This is a genomic window from Alcaligenes sp. Lyrl_28 (assembly GCF_051948705.1).
Lineage (GTDB): Bacteria > Pseudomonadota > Gammaproteobacteria > Burkholderiales > Burkholderiaceae_B > Alcaligenes > Alcaligenes ammonioxydans.
The window spans coordinates 314,032-331,203 of the sequence record NZ_JAYJLG010000001.1 but is presented as its reverse complement, the minus strand read 5'-3'; the positions used below and the strand labels follow the sequence as shown (position 1 = coordinate 331,203).

The 17,172-nt window shown below is 57.4% G+C and carries 19 protein-coding genes; 18 read left to right on the top strand and 1 reads right to left on the bottom strand.

Annotated elements, in window-relative coordinates; genetic code table 11:
- The first annotated feature begins 196 nt into the window (after positions 1–196).
- The gene (recA, locus tag VF694_RS01485) at positions 197–1,279 is read left to right on the top strand and encodes a recombinase RecA (protein ID WP_003799517.1); all 1,083 of its coding nucleotides are present in this window, start codon (positions 197–199) and stop codon (positions 1,277–1,279) included.
- Positions 1,276–1,914, top strand: coding sequence for a recombination regulator RecX (recX, locus tag VF694_RS01480; RefSeq protein ID WP_440163580.1), 639 nt, complete (start codon positions 1,276–1,278; stop codon positions 1,912–1,914). The genes recA and recX overlap by 4 nt, the downstream gene beginning before the upstream one ends.
- 180 nt (positions 1,915–2,094) lie before the next feature.
- On the opposite strand, the gene VF694_RS01475 is transcribed toward recX, so the two are convergent.
- On the bottom strand, positions 2,095–3,015 hold the full coding sequence (locus VF694_RS01475; protein WP_440163578.1) for a LysR substrate-binding domain-containing protein: 921 nt from the start codon (positions 3,013–3,015) through the stop codon (positions 2,095–2,097).
- 500 nt (positions 3,016–3,515) lie between these two features.
- Between VF694_RS01475 and VF694_RS01470 the strand changes: the two genes are divergently transcribed.
- The 16 genes from VF694_RS01470 (at position 3,516) to cpaB (ending at position 17,166) form a co-directional block, all read left to right on the top strand.
- Complete coding sequence (locus VF694_RS01470; protein WP_039942913.1) at positions 3,516–4,094, top strand: DUF2889 domain-containing protein; 579 nt, start codon at positions 3,516–3,518, stop codon at positions 4,092–4,094.
- Positions 4,095–4,178: 84 nt separating this feature from the next.
- The gene (gene sucC, locus VF694_RS01465; RefSeq protein ID WP_003799526.1) at positions 4,179–5,339 is read left to right on the top strand and encodes an ADP-forming succinate--CoA ligase subunit beta; all 1,161 of its coding nucleotides are present in this window, start codon (positions 4,179–4,181) and stop codon (positions 5,337–5,339) included.
- A gap of 21 nt (positions 5,340–5,360) precedes the next feature.
- Positions 5,361–6,242 carry a succinate--CoA ligase subunit alpha gene (gene sucD, locus VF694_RS01460; protein WP_003799528.1) on the top strand — a complete coding sequence of 294 codons (882 nt, stop codon included), beginning with the start codon at positions 5,361–5,363 and terminating at the stop codon, positions 6,240–6,242.
- A 293-nt stretch (positions 6,243–6,535) separates the two neighbouring features.
- A complete protein-coding gene (locus VF694_RS01455; RefSeq protein WP_003799530.1) occupies positions 6,536–7,240 on the top strand; it encodes a TerC family protein in 705 nt (234 codons plus the stop codon).
- A gap of 4 nt (positions 7,241–7,244) precedes the next feature.
- A complete protein-coding gene (locus VF694_RS01450; protein WP_003799533.1) occupies positions 7,245–7,370 on the top strand; it encodes a hypothetical protein in 126 nt (41 codons plus the stop codon).
- On the top strand, positions 7,367–8,329 hold the full coding sequence (gene hemC, locus VF694_RS01445; protein WP_003799535.1) for a hydroxymethylbilane synthase: 963 nt from the start codon (positions 7,367–7,369) through the stop codon (positions 8,327–8,329). The genes VF694_RS01450 and hemC overlap by 4 nt, the downstream gene beginning before the upstream one ends.
- A gap of 6 nt (positions 8,330–8,335) precedes the next feature.
- A complete protein-coding gene (locus VF694_RS01440; protein WP_003799537.1) occupies positions 8,336–9,136 on the top strand; it encodes a uroporphyrinogen-III synthase in 801 nt (266 codons plus the stop codon).
- Between the two features lie 177 nt (positions 9,137–9,313).
- Positions 9,314–10,519, top strand: coding sequence for a uroporphyrinogen-III C-methyltransferase (locus VF694_RS01435; protein ID WP_440163575.1), 1,206 nt, complete (start codon positions 9,314–9,316; stop codon positions 10,517–10,519).
- 3 nt (positions 10,520–10,522) lie between these two features.
- The gene (locus tag VF694_RS01430; protein ID WP_440163574.1) at positions 10,523–12,025 is read left to right on the top strand and encodes a heme biosynthesis HemY N-terminal domain-containing protein; all 1,503 of its coding nucleotides are present in this window, start codon (positions 10,523–10,525) and stop codon (positions 12,023–12,025) included.
- Positions 12,026–12,053: 28 nt separating this feature from the next.
- The gene (gene ppa / locus VF694_RS01425; protein WP_003799543.1) at positions 12,054–12,590 is read left to right on the top strand and encodes an inorganic diphosphatase; all 537 of its coding nucleotides are present in this window, start codon (positions 12,054–12,056) and stop codon (positions 12,588–12,590) included.
- The gene (locus VF694_RS01420) at positions 12,587–13,282 is read left to right on the top strand and encodes a fumarylacetoacetate hydrolase family protein (RefSeq protein ID WP_440163572.1); all 696 of its coding nucleotides are present in this window, start codon (positions 12,587–12,589) and stop codon (positions 13,280–13,282) included. The genes ppa and VF694_RS01420 overlap by 4 nt, the downstream gene beginning before the upstream one ends.
- A 273-nt stretch (positions 13,283–13,555) precedes the next feature.
- The gene (locus tag VF694_RS01415) at positions 13,556–13,813 is read left to right on the top strand and encodes a hypothetical protein (protein WP_003799547.1); all 258 of its coding nucleotides are present in this window, start codon (positions 13,556–13,558) and stop codon (positions 13,811–13,813) included.
- On the top strand, positions 13,810–15,072 hold the full coding sequence (locus VF694_RS01410; protein ID WP_440163570.1) for a hypothetical protein: 1,263 nt from the start codon (positions 13,810–13,812) through the stop codon (positions 15,070–15,072). The genes VF694_RS01415 and VF694_RS01410 overlap by 4 nt, the downstream gene beginning before the upstream one ends.
- Positions 15,069–15,665, top strand: coding sequence for a pilus assembly protein TadE (locus VF694_RS01405; RefSeq protein ID WP_440163568.1), 597 nt, complete (start codon positions 15,069–15,071; stop codon positions 15,663–15,665). The genes VF694_RS01410 and VF694_RS01405 overlap by 4 nt, the downstream gene beginning before the upstream one ends.
- A 2-nt stretch (positions 15,666–15,667) precedes the next feature.
- Positions 15,668–16,288, top strand: coding sequence for a hypothetical protein (locus tag VF694_RS01400; RefSeq protein WP_440163567.1), 621 nt, complete (start codon positions 15,668–15,670; stop codon positions 16,286–16,288).
- Positions 16,285–17,166: a Flp pilus assembly protein CpaB gene (gene cpaB, locus VF694_RS01395; RefSeq protein ID WP_059317558.1), complete on the top strand. Its 882-nt coding sequence runs from the start codon at positions 16,285–16,287 to the stop codon at positions 17,164–17,166. The genes VF694_RS01400 and cpaB overlap by 4 nt, the downstream gene beginning before the upstream one ends.
- Positions 17,167–17,172 lie beyond the last annotated feature (6 nt).

Sequence of the window (17,172 nt, the reverse complement as noted above, 5' to 3'; positions counted from 1 at the left end):
AAACAAATGATTGAATGGCTGGCTGGCATTGTGGCACAAGGCTGTCAGGCCGGTCAGTAGGGGATAACGAGGCTGCAGGCCTAATTTATTTGAATATCTGTGTATATATACAGTATAATTTGATGCAATAATGAGGTTTGAATTTTAATTGTCGTGCCCGTCCGTTGGGGCGCCATTCCACAGTCAAGGATTTTTCATGGACGATAAAAACAGCAAAGCAGTGGCCTCGGAACGTTCCAAGGCGTTGGCCGCCGCTCTGTCGCAAATCGAAAAGCAGTTCGGCAAGGGTTCGATCATGCGCTATGGCGACGACACCGTCGAGCACGACATCCAGGTGGTTTCCACGGGCTCGCTGGGTTTGGACATTGCTTTGGGCGTTGGTGGTCTGCCTCGTGGTCGCGTTATCGAGATTTATGGGCCGGAGTCCTCGGGTAAGACCACCTTGACCTTGCAAGTGATTGCCGAAATGCAAAAGCTCAAGGGAACGTGCGCGTTTATTGACGCTGAGCACGCGCTGGATGTGCAGTATGCTCAAAAGCTGGGCGTTAATCTGGCTGATCTGCTGATCTCTCAGCCCGACACGGGTGAGCAGGCCCTGGAAATTACCGAAGCCCTGGTACGTTCGGGCTCGGTGGACCTGATTGTCATCGACTCGGTCGCGGCTCTGACCCCCAAGGCTGAAATCGAAGGCGATATGGGCGATTCCCTCCCTGGTCTGCAAGCCCGCCTGATGAGTCAGGCCCTGCGCAAGTTGACCGCCACCATCAAGCGTGCCAATTGTACGGTTATCTTCATTAATCAGATCCGCATGAAGATCGGTGTCATGTTCGGCAACCCCGAAACCACCACGGGCGGTAACGCATTGAAGTTTTACTCGTCCGTGCGTCTGGATATTCGTCGCATCGGCTCGATCAAGCGCGGTGACGAAATGGTGGGTAACGAAACCCGCGTTAAAGTGGTCAAGAACAAGGTCGCGCCTCCGTTCAAACAGACCGAGTTCGACATCATGTACGGCAGCGGTATTTCGCGTGAAGGCGAGATTATCGATCTGGGCGTACAAACCGGTGTGGTCGACAAGGCGGGCGCCTGGTACAGCTACGACGGCAACCGGATTGGCCAGGGCAAGGACAATGTGCGGGAATTCCTGAAAGAGCGTCCGGAGCTGGCGCGTGAAATCGAAAACAAGGTTCGCGAGAAACTGGGCGTAGCCTTGATGAGCACCACGGTCAGCCGTGCCGAAGCTGCGCCTGTTGCTGACGCGCCCGAGGGTGATCGTTGATCTCTCCTCCTGAGTTCGATGAGGAGCCCTTTGAGACCGATCCGGAAGAAATCCGGGAACGGAAGCAGGCTCAAAGGGAGCGTATCGCTGCGCTTTCTGCCCGATCTACAAACTCGGGCAGGAATGGCGAGCCAGCCAGCGTTGGCGATGATGCTTCGGCTGTAGAAAAGAAAACGACCTCCAAACGGGCGGGGCTTTCGCTTAAGGCCAGAGCCTTGAATTTTCTGTCCAGACGTGAATATTCACGTCTGGAGTTGGGCCGGCGCTTGGCGCCCCATGCTGATAGTGCAGAAGAAGTGGAAGCCCTGCTTGACGCACTGGTCGAGCAAAAGTGGCTGTCTGACGAACGTTTTGCGCACAGCGTCGTCAATCGGCGCGCCTCGCGGGTGGGCACCCGGGTCATTTTGCAAGAGCTTCGCCAGCATGGCGTCGATGTGCATCAGACTGAAATTATTAAAGAAGAATTGATGGCAACTGAGCTGGAGCGTGCCAAACAGGTGTGGGGCAAGAAGTTCAGCGCCCCCCCGGATGACCCTCGCAGTTACGCAAAGCAGTATCGTTTCATGGCCAGCCGTGGCTTTTCGGGTCGTATCTTGCAGCAGATCCTGGGCGACTGGGAAGACGATCTAGCCTGAGCAAGCTGCCTCTTTTGCATTGCTCGCGCACTTGGTGATTGCGGGGCGCAGTTGCCGGTAATCCGATCCATTTGCCTACGTTGAACCCTCTCGGCTTGGGGCATGTCTGACTGCCGCCCCTTGCCTGAATTTTTAATCTGACCCGCGGGGTTTATCCTTTTGCCGCAAGGCGTCAATGAGTCACGCTTGAGCAGCCACAATCCCTTGCAGGCTTTTAAAGCAGGTCGCGCGTGCCTGTGCCAGGAAGGCTTGCACATAGTTCGCTTGCACATCTTCACTTCTGACGCTTGCGTAAAGCGTTCGCCACACACCATGCTCCCCCAGGCGACAGGTGCGAATTGAGGCCGGGTTCAAGAACTCCGTCAAGGCCCAATTGGGCAGAGCCGCCACTCCGCGCTGACTGGCCACCAATTGCACGATCATAGGGGTTAGTTCGGCTTGCCGAAGCGCAGCAGGCTCTACATCGGCTGGTGTCAGAAATTGCATAAAAATATCGAGACGGTGGCGCTCTACCGGATAGGTAATCAGAACTTGATCTGCCAGTTGAGACGGTTCTATATAGCGATATTGCGACAAGGGGTGCTGTCTGGAAACCGCTAAAACCAGCTCGTAGCGGAAAAGAGGCTCGTAATGTACAGCCGGATCGGCCTGAGGATCTGATGTAATCACCACGTCCAGGTCCCCGCGCATCAAGGCGGGCAAGGGGGCAAAAGAAAAAGCTGCGCTCAAATCCAGTGTGACATCGGGCCACTCTTGTCTGAAGGCATCCAATGCCGGCATCAACCATTGAAAGCAGGAGTGGCAGTCGATGGCGACATGCAGGCGCCCCGTTTGCCCGGCGGCAAGACGCTGCAGATCACGCTCGGTAGCGCGCACACGCGGCAAGATGTCATCAGCTAACATCAGGATACGCAAGGCGGCCGTGGTCAGGCGGGCGGGGCGGGTGCGACGGTTCAGCAGTGGCACGTGCAATCGGGACTCCAGATCGCGCAACTGGTGCGAGAGAGCAGACTGGGTGACATTCAGGCGCTCGGCGGCCTCTTGCAAGCTTCCGCTGTCACGGATGGCGCTTAGGGTCTCCAGGTGACGGATTTCAAGCATGTTGAGAAAAACTCATATTCCACACAGCGTATCTGATTTTCATACTAATTATACAGAGTCAATGATTCGCTCCTGCTTGATAAGGGCTCTCTATTGATGCACAGCGTGTTGATGATGACAGTTGTTCATGATCTGGGTGTGGGTGCCCCCGCATCGGGCTAGGGCAGGCTTGGGGACCACTTTAGTCGGCCAAGCCGAGCGGAAGCGTTCAGGTTCCGCGCTCCCCAGCGGGGAAACGGAAATGCCCGGTTGCACTGGACAGGGGGGGTAAAACGGCACACCTGACCAAGTTCACAGGAACGGTGAGGCAGGGTGGATGGGCTTGTCCGGCAAAGGGTCGTTTTTTTCATGCGAATTTGGTATATCGTAGGATGCACCGCGCATGAAACCTGCGTTTGGCCCGCCTGGAATGCGCTTACAGATTATGTAAGTGGCTGATACGGAACATACGAGGTGCGTTATACTTGATCAGTTTCAATCTTGCCGCCTCGTTCATATCAATGCCTTTGCCTCCGCCGTCCGTTGCCCGTGAACCATTGCATACGCGTACCATCACGGTACAGTCGTTCGCACGGGAAGATGGCCTTTGGGATCTGGAGGCGTCGTTGCTGGATATCAAGTCCTATGACTTTCCCATCCGTAACGGTCAGACCCACAAGGCGGGCGATCCTGTTCACCTGATGCATCTGCGTGTCACCATCGACAGCAGCTTTGCCATTGTGGATGCCGTGGCGGTCTATGACGCAGCTCCCTACCAGGACAACTGTTCGTCCATTTCAGATGCCTATCGCAAATTGGTCGGTCTGAATTTGCTCAAGCAATTTCGTCAGGGTGTCAAAGAGCGTTTCGGACGCTCGGCAGGCTGTACGCACATGAGCGAGCTGGCGCTGGTCCTGCCCACCGCAGCCGTGCAGACCATGGCCGGTCGGCGTCGCAGTAGTGGGGAATCAGAAATTTATCGTACCGACAAGCAGCCTTTCCATCTGGATGGCTGCCATGCCTTGCGCTTGAGCGGTCCCGTGGTTGAGGAGTTTTACCCCGTCTGGTATCGACCCAAAGTGACGGATGGGGTGGAGTAGTTTTTTGTTTTAGTCAGGTTTCAGGCTCAGGCCTGGAGTTCCTGCCTTCTTTTTTTATTGTGTTTTTAGACTGACAGGTATCACATGAAAATTCACGAATATCAGGGCAAAGCACTGCTTAAGCAGTTTGGCGTTGCCGTGCCACGCGGAATTCCTGCCTTCTCCGTCGATGAAGCGGTTGCAGCTGCGCAGGAGCTGGGTGGCTCTGTGTGGGTTGTCAAAGCCCAGATTCACGCCGGTGGCCGTGGCAAGGGCGGTGGCGTCAAACTGGCTCGTTCGATTGACGAAGTGCGTCAACTGGCCTCGGAAATCCTGGGCATGCAGCTGATCACTCACCAGACCGGTCCTGAAGGCCAGAAGGTGGGTCGCCTGCTGATCGAGGAAGGCGCGGACATCAAGAAAGAGTACTACGTCGGTATCGTGACCGACCGTGCTACCCAGCGTGTAGCCGTGATGGCATCCAGCGAAGGCGGCATGGAAATTGAAGAAGTGGCCGAGCGCAACCCCGACGCCATTCTGAAAGAGTTCGTGGACCCTGCTGTCGGTTTGACCAATGAGCAGGCTACCAAGCTGGCCCGCGGTATTGGCGTGCCTGACGCTTCGATCGACAAGGCGGTTGCCGAATTCCAGAAGCTGTACAAGTGCTACACCGAAACGGACGCGGAACTGGCTGAGATCAACCCTCTGATCCTGACCGGCTCGGGCGACATCATTGCGTTGGACGCCAAGTTCAACTTCGATAGCAACGCTTTGTTCCGTCACCCCGATATCGTGGCGTTCCGTGATCTGGCTGAAGAAGATCCTGCTGAGGTTGAAGCCAGCAAATACGATCTGGCCTACATCCAGCTGGACGGCAACATCGGCTGCCTGGTCAACGGCGCCGGTCTGGCCATGGCGACCATGGACACCATCAAGCTGTTTGGCGGCGAGCCTGCCAACTTCCTGGACGTGGGCGGTGGCGCTACGGCCGAAAAAGTTACTGAAGCCTTCAAGATCATGTTGGCCAACAAGGGCGTCAAAGCCATTCTGGTTAACATCTTCGGCGGCATCATGCGCTGCGACGTGATCGCTGAAGGCGTGATCGCTGCGTGCAAGGCCGTCAACCTGAACGTGCCTCTGGTGGTACGCATGAAGGGTACCAACGAAGAGCTGGGCAAGAAGATGCTGGCCGATTCCGGTCTGCCCATCATCAGTGCTGACACCATGGCCGAAGCGGCGACTGCTGTTGTCGCTGCCGCCAAGTAAGAAAAGGTTGAGGATTAGCAAATGTCGATTCTGATCAATAAAGACACCAAAGTCATCACGCAAGGGATCACCGGCAAGACCGGCCAGTTCCACACCCGCATGTGCCGTGAATACGGTAACGGCATGGAAGCCTTTGTGGCTGGCGTGAACCCCAAGCGTGCTGGCGAGGATTTCGAAGGCGTACCTATCTACGCCTCCGTGTCCGACGCCAAGGCTGAAACTGGCGCGACTGTGTCGGTTATTTACGTTCCACCTGCAGGCGCTGCAGCAGCTATCTGGGAAGCGGTTGAAGCTGACCTGGATCTGGTTATCTGCATTACCGAAGGCATCCCTGTTCGCGACATGCTGGAAGTTCGCAACCGCATGCGCGCTGAAAACCGCAAAACGTTGCTGTTGGGCCCGAACTGCCCCGGTCTGATCACTCCTGATGAGATCAAGATCGGTATCATGCCCGGCCACATTCACCGCAAGGGCCGCATCGGTGTGGTTAGCCGCTCCGGCACGCTGACCTACGAAGCTGTTGCTCAAGTCACTGAACTGGGCCTGGGTCAATCCTCGGCTGTGGGTATCGGTGGCGATCCAATCAACGGCCTGAAGCACATCGATGTGCTCAAGATGTTCAACGACGATCCTGATACCGATGCCGTTATCATGATTGGCGAGATCGGCGGTCCAGACGAAGTCAACGCGGCTTTGTGGGCCAAAGACAACATGACCAAGCCTGTGGTTGGCTTTATCGCTGGTGTGACAGCGCCTCCCGGAAAACGCATGGGTCACGCGGGTGCCCTGATCTCCGGTGGTGCCGACACGGCCGACGCCAAGCTGGAAGTGATGGAAGCTTGCGGTATTCGTACCACACGCAACCCATCCGAAATGGGCAAGTTGCTCAAATCGGTGCTGTAAACAAGTAGTACGGGGGCCCGCCAAGGCGGGCTCCTTGTCCGGCTACCTGGCAGTCCGACACGATTGGCCAGCCGGTTTCGTCAAGAAAAACACCACAACCCGGCGCATTCCTTCCCGAATCTGGCCAGCCTGTTCATGCTGAATTGAATGACGTAAAAAGAAGCCCCCTGCGACACTGGCGCTCAGCCTTGTGCGTGATGGGGCATTGTTGTCTTGGGACAGCCCGGCGACAGAAAAAGAAGAAGTGTCCAGCGGCTGGAAAGAGAGTTCATCTTTAGCGACACGGGAACACCATGATCGAATTTCTCCAGACCCTGCATTGGGGTTCATTGTTTCAGATTGTACTGATTGATATTTTGCTGGGCGGTGATAATGCCGTCGTGATCGCGCTGGCCTGTCGTAACCTGCCCAAGCAGCAGCGCATGCAGGGAATCTTGTGGGGGACGGTAGGGGCGATTATATTGCGCGTCGTCCTGATCTTTTTTGCGTTGACCCTGCTGGATCTGCCTTTCCTGAAGTTGGTGGGCGGCGTGTTGCTCTTGTGGATCGGTATCAAGCTCTTGCTGCCCGATGATGACGAGCATGGCAATATTCAAGGCGGTGGCACTGTTTGGGCTGCCGTCAAAACCATCATCATCGCGGACTTCGTGATGAGTCTGGACAATGTGATTGCCATTGCCGGGGCGGCGCAGAATGCGCATTTGGACCACCAGTTGGGCTATGTGATTTTTGGCTTGCTGCTCAGCGTTCCCATTATTGTCTGGGGCAGTACCCTGGTGCTCAAGCTGATCGACCGCTTTCCTGTCGTGGTGACCCTGGGCGGCGCCTTGTTGGGCTGGATTGCCGGTGGCATGCTGGTCACGGACAAGATTGTGGAAAATCAATTTGGCCTCCAGCCACAGCCTGTTAAACTCGGGGTCGAGATTGTTTGTGCCTTATTAGTGGTGGCGCTGGGCAAATGGCTGGCGCGCCGTAAAGGTTCTACCAAGGAAACATAGTTCTATGGCAATTTTTAAATCCTCTGACGCCAAAGGTCAGGAAAGCGGCCTGTCCCTGCTACAGGGCTTAGGAATCCTGGCCATTATCGGTATTGTTGCAGCCGCCATCGTGCGCTACTTTGCTGCATGACCGCTGTGGTTTCTACTCCAGAAGAATTGGTCATTGCCACGCGTGCCAGTCAACTGGCCTTGTGGCAAGCCATGCATGTGCGCGACCGTTTGCAAACGCTGTATCCGCAGTGCAAGGTGTCCTTGTTGGAAATGACAACACGTGGTGATCAGATCCTGGATCGCACCTTGTCCAAAGTGGGCGGCAAGGGCTTGTTTGTCAAAGAACTGGAAACGGCCTTGCTTGATGGCCGTGCTCACCTGGCCGTGCACTCCCTGAAGGATGTGCCGGTGGTATTGCCCGAGTCCTTTGATCTGCCCATCATCATGGAACGGGACGATCCACGCGATGCTTTTGTTTCCAATACGTATCCCAATCTTGCGGCTTTACCTGCTGGTGCCATCGTAGGCACCTCCAGCTTGCGCCGCGAGTCCCAGATTCGTGAGCGTTATCCACATCTGGACATTCGCCCCTTGCGTGGCAATGTTCAGACACGTTTGTCCAAGCTGGATCGGGGCGATTACGACGCCATCATTCTGGCGTCGGCCGGTTTGCGCCGTCTGGAACTGGCCGAGCGTATCCGCGATTACATCTCCATTGAAGACAGCCTGCCGGCCGCTGGGCAGGGCGCCCTGGGTATCGAGATTCTGAAAACTCGCAGCGATGTGGCCCAATGGCTGGCGCCCTTGGCGCATTCCACCAGCCATGTGTGCGCGCTGGCTGAACGTGCTGTATCCCGCGCTTTGGGTGGTTCCTGTCAGGTTCCTTTGGCTGCGTATGCCACGCTGGATGGCGACGAACTGACTCTGAGTGGCCTGGTGGCCGAGCCGGATGGTTCCACGGTTTACCGCGCGCAGATTCATGGTCCAGCTAACAATGCGGAAGAACTGGGACTGTCGCTGGCTGAGGATCTGAAACGACAAGGTGCTCAAGCCATTCTGGATCGCTTGCTGACGGAGCAGCCTGCAGAGGGCGAGTAAAGCGGCATGAACCTGCCCTGCGCATTATTGACCCGACCCGCGGGACGGAACGAAACCCTGTCGGCCGCCCTGGCCGCGCAGGGTTTTTCTTCTTTGGTTTTGCCCGCCTTGAGCCTGGAGCCGCAAAACCTCTCCGAAACGCAATGGCAAGACCCCAAGGATTTTGACCTGGTGCTTTTTGTAAGCAGCAGTGCGGTCAAGTTCTACTTTGCCGCCTTGCAGGCGCGCGGTCAAAACTGGCCTGACAAGGTCTTGCTGGCTGCCGTTGGTTTTGCTACTGCTGCCTGTCTGCGTGCCCAGCCCGGCGTGTCCCCGGAAGCCGTGCTTCACCCTGCAGGCGTTGATTCCTTGCAGGATTCAGAGGCCTTGTGGGCGGTTCTGGAGCCCCGACTCGCACAACTCGAGCGGGTTCTGATTGTGCGTGGCCATAGCGGTCGTGAATGGTTGGGGCAGCAGTTGGAGAACCACGGTATTCAGGTTCAGCGTCTGGCCATTTACCAGCGTAGCCCTGCCAAGTGGAGCATGCAGCAGGGCCGTCAAATTCGTGACAGCTTGCAGGCAGGCCGCCTGGCTGTTTTGCTCAGCAGCTCCCAAAGTGCCGACGCCGTATTTGCCAACGTGCAAAGCCTGGGCTTGACGGATGTGTGGTCGCAGTGTGCTTACGTGGTCATTCATCCGCGTATTGAAGAACATTTACAGTCCTTATTGCTGCAGGCTGGAATCACAGCGCCACCAATGGTAAAAAGGTGTACGCCAGACGATGATGACATTGTCGCTGCCATGATGGCGGTGCTCTCGCGCGATTAGCCTCACACGGATTACAATCTTGCCATGAACGATAAAACAGAGAACGCATCCGCAAGCGAACCGGGGACTCCCATTTCCAGCCCAGCCAGTACAGCGGCGCCTCGTCCGTATTCTGAACCTCAAGACAGCACGAGGGCACCTGACAAGCGTAAAAGCGCGGCGGGTCCGGCCTATGCCTTGACAGCTGTTGTTGTGGTGCTGGCCGCTGCCGGTCTTTGGTACCAGAATTCATTGCTGGACAAGCACAAGGCTGAGCTGCAGGCTCAACTGGCGACCAATATCAATTCCACGGAACAAGCGCGTCAGACGGCCCAGCAGGCTCTGGCATTGGCACAGCGGCAGGCTGACAAGCTTGAGCAGCTGGAAAAATCCTTCAAGGATTCCACCGAACAGTTTCATGATCTGAGCCAGGCTTTCCAGACCATGACCGATAGCGGCTCTGAGCTGGTTCTGCTTAACGACATCGATCATCTGGCCACTATTGCCCAGCAGCAACTGATGCTCGGTGGCAATGTGGCCAATGCCATCGTTTCTCTGGAAGCCGCCCAGGCCCAGTTGGCGCGTGCCAATCGGGTGGGTCTGGCTTCTTTGCAGCAAACCCTGAATGGTGATCTGGAGCGTCTGCGTGCGGCAGCGACTGTCGATGTGGCCTCGCTGTCGCGTCAACTCGATACTCTCTCGCGCTACGTGTCGGAAGCTCCCTTGCTGGTACCGGATGATGTGGCGGGGGGAGCTCATACGCAAGCGCTGGACTTGTCCTCTGATGCCGTTGCTCCGGCTCCCGAGTTGCTCGCAGATGCCCCCTGGTGGGAGCGCGGCTGGAACACGGTTGAACAGTGGGGCAGCAGTGCGTGGCGATCGCTCAGCCATGATCTGGGACAATTTGTCTCCATCCGACGCGTGGACGATGCTGCCGCTTTGTTGATGTCACCCGATCAGGCTGCCCGCTTGCGTGAGAACTTGCGTCTACGTGTCATGGCGGCTCAACTGGCCATGATGATGAATCAGTCTGCTGTATGGCAAACAGAGCTCAATGCTGTGGCTACCGCGTTGGAAAAGCGCTTTGACACGCAGTCTGTTCAGGTTCAGCAAGCCTTGCGCCTGACACGGCAGTTGCAAGACACCCGCATTGGGGCGCGCTTGCCGACGGTCAATAATACGCTGGCGGCGATTGAAAGCCTGCGTCAGGCCCAGGCGGGTCGCCTTCAGGACAGTGTGCCCGACTCGGCCACTGAACAGAACGATGCAGATTCCGCTCTGCCTGACCCCTCTCAATCCGCGCAGCCCGACAGCAAGGAGCCCACTGACCCTGTCGCTGAGCCGGTTGAGTCTGGCTCTGCGGCTTCATCCCAGACGGAACCGCCCGTTCAGGCGCAGGGGTAAACTATGCGTACCTGGTTTTGGACACTTATCCTATTTATCGCCGCGGTTGCCCTGGCGCTGGTCTTGCGCGAGCATGCCGGTAATGTCTATCTGGTGACTCCGCATTATCTGGCCCGTGCTTCATTGACCTACGTGGTTCTGTGCATACTGGGCTTGTTCATTGTGCTGTATGTACTGTTGCGTTTGCTGGCCTGGTTTGGTGATGGCCCGGAGCGTTTTCGCTTGTGGCGGGGACGCCGTGCACAGCGACGTGACCAGACCTTGCTGGAAACAGGCTGGATCAGTATTTTGGAAGGTCGTTACGAGCAAGCTGAAAAAGACCTGATGAAGCTGATGAGCAAGACCCGCTCGCAGTCAAGCAAAGTCGTGGCCGGTTTGGCAGCGGCGCGTGCCGCACATTATCAGGGGCAAATTGCTCAGCGTGATCAGGCGCTGGCCGCCGCCCGTGCTGCCGCTGGCAATGATGTGCGTTTGAAAGAAGCCAGTGCCGTAGCCTCGGCTGAACTGTATCTGGATCAGCACCGCACGCAAGAAGCGATCGAGCTGCTTCAGGATTTGCAGGATGCCAGCTCCCGCCATTTGCATGCCACTCGTTTGTTGTTGCGTGCTTATCGGCAAGAAGGCAATGCCGAACGTGTGTATGAGTTGACTCGCTTGCTGATGCGCCGCAGTGGCATTGAACGCCAAGAGGCGCTAGGTCACATTGAATTTGCGGCTGCCGCTCGATTGCGTGCCGGCGGGGCAGAGCAGTTCAAGGCCTTGTGGTCCGATCTGAAGTCTGAAGAGAAAACCTTGCCGGGTGTGGCCCTGGAGGCTGCCTTGATTCAGGAGCGCGACGGTAATTACGAAGAAGCCGGTCGTATCCTGGAGCCAGCAATCGCAGCTAGCTTTGACAGTCGTCTGCTCGAAGCCTATGCCCAATGTCCGCCGGAGTTTGTGGGGCGTCGCTTGGCCAAGGCCGAGGAATGGCTGCGTAGTCAGCCCAATAATCCGGTTCTGTTGTCCACGCTGGGTCATTTGTGCCTGACCAGCCAGTTGTGGGGGCAGGGGGAGCATTACTTGCTGCGCAGTCTGAAAATTCAGGGCGATCTGCGCAATCATGCCTTGTTGGGTAATCTGTACGATAGCCTGGGGCGTCACGACGAGGCTGTTTCGTACTGGCGCAAGGCCGCGTCCATGGCGGGGACCCTACCGGTTCTAGCCGTCAGCACCGCCTTGCCAGCGGCCGATACCCGTCATGACCCCAGCCATATCGATGCTGACAGCCTGCCCTCGCAGGACGAGGGCCTGCCGCATTACACCTACGCAGCCAGCGTCGTGGCCGAGGATTTACCCGATCAGGGTCGGCCTTTGCCGGTGGTTGCAGAGCCTGTTGTGCCTGCTGCAAAACCGGAACAAGACAGCCTGAGCTCTTCCGCTGATTTGGATGATTACTTTGATACGGCTCCCATTCCCGGGGTCGATCTCTCTCAAACTTCGGATCGTCCTCGACGATCCAATGATTAATTTCTTTTATTTTTAAAGGTTTGCACGAATGAGCCTCGCCCACGTACCAGCTGGCAAAAAACTGCCCGACGAGATCAACGTAGTCATCGAAATTCCCATGAACTCGGACCCCGTCAAATACGAAGTTGACGAAAACGGCGTGGTGTTTGTGGATCGCTTCATGCTGACCGCCATGCACTACCCCTGCAATTATGGTTACGTTCCGCAGACCATTTCGGATGATGGCGACCCGGTTGACGTGCTGGTGATTGCTCCTTTCCCCATCCAGATCGGTGCGGTTATTCCATGCCGCCCTATCGGCGTGCTGCACATGGATGATGAAGGCGGTGGTGATGCCAAACTACTGGCTGTGCCAACCGACAAGCTGTACCCCCTGTACCGCAACGTGAAGTCGCCTGAAGATCTGCAGCCTGAGGAGCTGGAGCGCATCAAGCACTTTTTCGAGCACTACAAAGACATCGAAAAAGGCAAATGGGTCAAGGTCAAGGGCTGGGACGGCATCGAAGCTGCCAAGAAAGAACTGGTAGACGGCGCCAAGCGTTTTGCTGACGGCCAGGCAAAATGAGTACCGTCATCCCCACGCCAGCGGTTGCGGCGCTGAACGTACAGGACAGTGAGCAGGTTTTTCCTGTACGCCGCATTTATTGCGTCGGCCGCAATTATGTCGAGCATGCACAGGAAATGGGTTTTACCGGGCGCGAAGATCCTTTCTTCTTCTGCAAACCGGCCGACTCCATCTTGAATGTGCTGCCCGGCCAAGTCTGCGACATGCCTTATCCTTCCCGCACCCAGGATCTGCATCACGAGATCGAGCTCGTCGTGGCTTTGTCCAAGGGCGGGCGTGATCTGACGGTGGAGCAGGCTGCTGAATGTGTGTGGGGATACGCGGTGGGTCTGGACATGACCCGTCGGGATTTGCAGACGCAAGCCAAAAAAGCCGGTCGTCCCTGGGAAGTGGGCAAAGCCTTTGACCACTCCGCACCGACGGGCCCGCTGGTGCCTCGTAGCCGTATTGGCGATCTATCCCGAGGGGCCATTACCTTGGACGTCAACGGTGAGCGACGCCAGACTGGCGATTTGAATCAGCTGATCTGGAATGTCGCTGAGTCCATCGCTTATCTGTCAGGTCTGTTCGAGCTGTTCCCGGGTGATATCATTTTCACGGGAACCCCGGCCGGTGTCGGCTCGGTGGAACGTGGTGATGTGATGCACGGGGTGATCGAGGGTCTGGGCAGCATAGACGTGCGTCTGGTCTGATCTATATGAGTTTGCAGAAAAACCCGCCATCAGGCGGGTTTTTTTATGACTGTCAGCCCTGGGGCCGCTTGTCTTTCCGGTCTGACGAAGAAGCAGCAGACGAGCAGGAGCAAAGGAAACGTGCTGAGTGATCGGATGCTGACACGAATAACGAGGTCTTGCGCGCTGCTGGCGTATAGAGGCTGGCGAGACAAAGCCGTCCCGCTCGGCTTTTCCGAATAGTACGGCCCCCTGACGGCAGGCAGACTGTGAACTGACTTTTGGGAGATTCCAATGAGACAGTTCACCAGACGACAGCGCGGGCAGGGCATGGTCGAGTACCTGATTATTGTGGCTTTGGTTGCCGTGGCAGCCATCGCCGTTTATCAGTCATTTGGTCAGGTCATTCGCAACCAGACCGCAGCCATGGCCAAGGAGCTGGCCGGCGAGGACGGCTCCGAGCAGACACAACAAGCGCAATCTGCTGCATCAGCGGCGGCCGCTCAAGGCGCTGCCAAGAGCCTGAAATCCTTTACAGGCAACGCGCAATGAGACGCCCCATCCATCCGCAACAAGGTGCGGCACTGGCCTGGGGCCTGATCGCGCTGGCGCTCCTTTCTGTTGCATGGGGCGGCTACTTTCATGTGAACCAGATCGCGGAGCAACAAGGACGCTTGTCCCTGGTGCTGGATGCGGCGGCCTATGGGGCGGCAACCGAACAGGCGCGCACCTTGAATCTACTGGCCTATATCAATCGGGCGCAGTTGGGACATCAGCTTGCCCTCGGGCACCTGCTGACGCTGGCAACTTGGGACAGGGCAGTACAAACACAGTCCGGACAGGTGCGTCGGGCCAATCCGCCTGCACACTTGGTCGCGATGATGTTTGGTTCTGCGCATGGCCTGGCGTACACCCGGGCACGTTCGGCCGGAGATAATCAGGACGCTTTGCAGCAGGCTTTTCAAGCACATCAACATGTGATTTATGAGGTGTTGGCGCAAGCTCAGGAACAGTTGGTGCAGGGCTTGCCACAACGACGACAAGCCATTATTCAAGCCACTCTGGACGGCAGCCTGCCAGATTGGCCGGAGCAGGTGATTCGTTGGCACACCGAACAGGACGATTGGCCTCAGTTCCTCCTGCTGCAGTCAGGGCAAGGACAATGGGATAGCGGTCTGAGGCATCTGATCTCCTTGTACGGCTTTCTGGCTCCGCGTGATTACGAGGCCCGCTCCTACCCTGGCGTCGATCGGCGTTGTCCTTTGTGGCAGCATCGATTGCGTCGCGCTGGCCGCACCGCGCTTGATCATCTGGGCCGTTGGCATTCCAACGATACGCAGTCCATGCATATGGTGCGCTCCAATCGTTGGATAGGCTGTTACTTTCGCGAATATGCCATGGCATGGGCCTTACAGACGCCAGCGGGTGCGTCCGGGATTGATGCGCCGCAGGACTTTTCAGGACAAAGTTTTTGGAAGTGGGCGCTGGAGCAGGGTAACAGTTCCTTGTTGTCGGCTAAGAGCAATACCGTGGCGCAGTCCTGGGCGCGGCGCGATGCCCGCCCCTGGAGTCAACGTCCGTGGGTAAAGGGGTATGCGCTGGCTGATTCCAGACGGAATGAGGGGCCAGATCTGGTATTGACCTTGCAGGCTCGTGGTCATCTGGGGCAGACCATTTATACCCGGGCAGCCGCCCAGTCTTTTTTCTCTTTGCCTCCGGGTAGCACAGATGCTGGGGCAGGCCCAAAGCCCAGCCTGTTTATGCCTTTCTGGCAGGCGCGACTAAAGGACGCAGGGAGGCGGCGATCATGAGCGAGCGGCAACAAGGGATGGCGTTACTGGAGGCCTGCTTGCTGGGCATGGTGCTGGCCCTGATGGTGATGGCAGGGCGTTGGCTGATGCAGCAACAGTACCGCTTGCAGCAGATGCAGCAAGCCACGCATCTGAGCCTGTTCCTGCATGACGCCCAAGGAGCGCCGGTTTCTCTGAGCTCTTCTCCGAGTCCCAGCACGGTGACTGCCGGTTTTCTGGAGCTCCCTACATCGCCCGCGCCGTCTTTGCAGCAGGAGCTTTTGAGCCTGTCAGATGGTTTCTGGGCGGTGGAGTCACGATTTTCCCTTCCGTGGCCACAGTGGCTGCGTTCCTTGACCCGCCTAACACAACTCCAACGGCAGTCTCACTTGTGGGCTGCTGCGGGGCAGGCGGCCTCCACACAAGAAGCGCGACGGCGGCTTGAAAGCAGCAGAACGGCCTGGGCACAGGCGATGGAATCGAGCAGGCGAGCGGCGCAGGACACAATACGGGCCGCGGGTCCCTTGGATGCCGCGTGGGGGCGGGCAGACGTTGACCTGGACTGGTTGGGACCCTGGCAGGATTTTTCACCCGATCACCGAGGCAGGGAGTGAGCATGAGACGGGTATATGCCTTGTTTTTATTACTTTTGTGGACGCTGAGCCCCCTGCCTGTCAAAACACAGCCCGTGTCTGGTCCTGTTCCGGATGCAAGGATTCATTGGGATCAAGGGCAGATCACGCAGACCGCACTTGGGCCCATACAGAGCTGGGGACTGACAGCCGATCTGGAGGCACACGTCTTGTCAGACAGTCTTGAGCCGTTCTGCGGTAGCCACTATGGCGCAATCCGCCTGCAAGCGCAGTGGGTCATTCTGCGCGCTCGTGATGGCAGAAACTGTGTGCTGTGGGTGGACGATATAGCGGCACCCACTCTGTCAGGCTTGTTAAGTGTTTCCGAGCCGGCTCAGACGGTTGTTCCCTCATATATTCAGGCAGTAGCACCCGTAGCTGGCACCGTTTTGTGGCAACACGAACAACCGGGAGAGGCGCAAAGCTGGCTGCTGCTGGCTGAGCCAGGCTGGCAAGCGGAGTTGCGCCGCAACAAGTGGGGTGCGGAAACGGATGGACGTTACTGGCGAAGAGGTCCCGCCGAACTAGATGTAATGGAGCTGGAACACGAGCAGCAAGCCTATTTGCTCGTGATCTGCCGTGCCTGTGAGAAGGAGGCGTCATGATTCGGGCAAAATTTCTTTGGCTATGCCGTCATCCCAGCGTCGGCTTTGGTCTCCTGGCTTTATTGGCTGGCCTGATGGCGGCGGGGGCCAGCAGCCGTTACCTGGAGCGGCAGGAGCAGGCTTTGCGACAGGCTGCGCAGCGTGCCCATCTGGACAGGGTGGTAGCGGCCTCCAGCCTGCCTGCGGGAACGGTGCTGCAAGCGGAGCATCTGGCGGCGCGAGCCTTTCCTGCCGACTTGGTGCCCAGCGATAGCTGGGACGCAGCACAGTTTGAGAACTTGTTGGGACGGGTGCTCAGCCAGCCATTACGGGCAGGTGATCTGATTAGCAATGCGCATGTGCAGGAGGCCAGCGGCCCTTTCTCTCAGCAGCTCTTATCCGGCAGGCGTGCCTTGACGGTGCCGGTCGATGCGATCAGCTCGGTGTCGGGCCTGATCCGGCCAGGAGACTTGATTGATATCTATGTCAGTTTCGAGGACAGACAAAGGCGGGTGACGGCTCCTTTGCTGCAGTCGGTACTGGTTCTGGCGACTGGGCAAAAGTCGGGTGAGGCTTCTGCAACGATGCGCACGGATAAGGATGTCTACAACACCTTGACGCTGGATGTTGGCCCCGACGATGCCTTGAAGTTGCTGGCGGCCAGGCAGCATGGGCGTATCAGTGCTTTGTTGCGTAACCCCGAGGACCACACTCCCCATCAGGCGGCAGTCCGGGGAGAGCTGGCTGATATTTTGGGGCTGGGACAGAGTGTGGTGGCCAGGCCGCCCGTGCAGGTGCTGTATGGCAACAGGCCGGGAGGGCAGCAGGTTCAGGCAGAAGCAGAGCGTCTGGGCTGGCTTGATATGCCTGACAGCTTTTCATTGGGACCGCAGCCATGAGCATGA

Bases quoted from the DNA above. Each gene is read 5' to 3' on its own strand.
- recA (WP_003799517.1), top strand. From the start codon at position 197: ATGGACGATAAAAACAGCAAAGCAGTGGCCTCGGAACGTTCCAAGGCG.
- VF694_RS01475 (WP_440163578.1), bottom strand. From the start codon at position 3,015: ATGCTTGAAATCCGTCACCTGGAGACCCTAAGCGCCATCCGTGACAGC.
- VF694_RS01470 (WP_039942913.1), top strand. From the start codon at position 3,516: ATGCCTTTGCCTCCGCCGTCCGTTGCCCGTGAACCATTGCATACGCGT.
- sucC (WP_003799526.1), top strand. From the start codon at position 4,179: ATGAAAATTCACGAATATCAGGGCAAAGCACTGCTTAAGCAGTTTGGC.
- sucD (WP_003799528.1), top strand. From the start codon at position 5,361: ATGTCGATTCTGATCAATAAAGACACCAAAGTCATCACGCAAGGGATC.
- VF694_RS01455 (WP_003799530.1), top strand. From the start codon at position 6,536: ATGATCGAATTTCTCCAGACCCTGCATTGGGGTTCATTGTTTCAGATT.
- VF694_RS01450 (WP_003799533.1), top strand. From the start codon at position 7,245: ATGGCAATTTTTAAATCCTCTGACGCCAAAGGTCAGGAAAGCGGCCTG.
- hemC (WP_003799535.1), top strand. From the start codon at position 7,367: ATGACCGCTGTGGTTTCTACTCCAGAAGAATTGGTCATTGCCACGCGT.
- VF694_RS01440 (WP_003799537.1), top strand. From the start codon at position 8,336: ATGAACCTGCCCTGCGCATTATTGACCCGACCCGCGGGACGGAACGAA.
- VF694_RS01430 (WP_440163574.1), top strand. From the start codon at position 10,523: ATGCGTACCTGGTTTTGGACACTTATCCTATTTATCGCCGCGGTTGCC.
- ppa (WP_003799543.1), top strand. From the start codon at position 12,054: ATGAGCCTCGCCCACGTACCAGCTGGCAAAAAACTGCCCGACGAGATC.
- VF694_RS01420 (WP_440163572.1), top strand. From the start codon at position 12,587: ATGAGTACCGTCATCCCCACGCCAGCGGTTGCGGCGCTGAACGTACAG.
- VF694_RS01415 (WP_003799547.1), top strand. From the start codon at position 13,556: ATGAGACAGTTCACCAGACGACAGCGCGGGCAGGGCATGGTCGAGTAC.
- VF694_RS01410 (WP_440163570.1), top strand. From the start codon at position 13,810: ATGAGACGCCCCATCCATCCGCAACAAGGTGCGGCACTGGCCTGGGGC.
- VF694_RS01405 (WP_440163568.1), top strand. From the start codon at position 15,069: ATGAGCGAGCGGCAACAAGGGATGGCGTTACTGGAGGCCTGCTTGCTG.
- VF694_RS01400 (WP_440163567.1), top strand. From the start codon at position 15,668: ATGAGACGGGTATATGCCTTGTTTTTATTACTTTTGTGGACGCTGAGC.
- cpaB (WP_059317558.1), top strand. From the start codon at position 16,285: ATGATTCGGGCAAAATTTCTTTGGCTATGCCGTCATCCCAGCGTCGGC.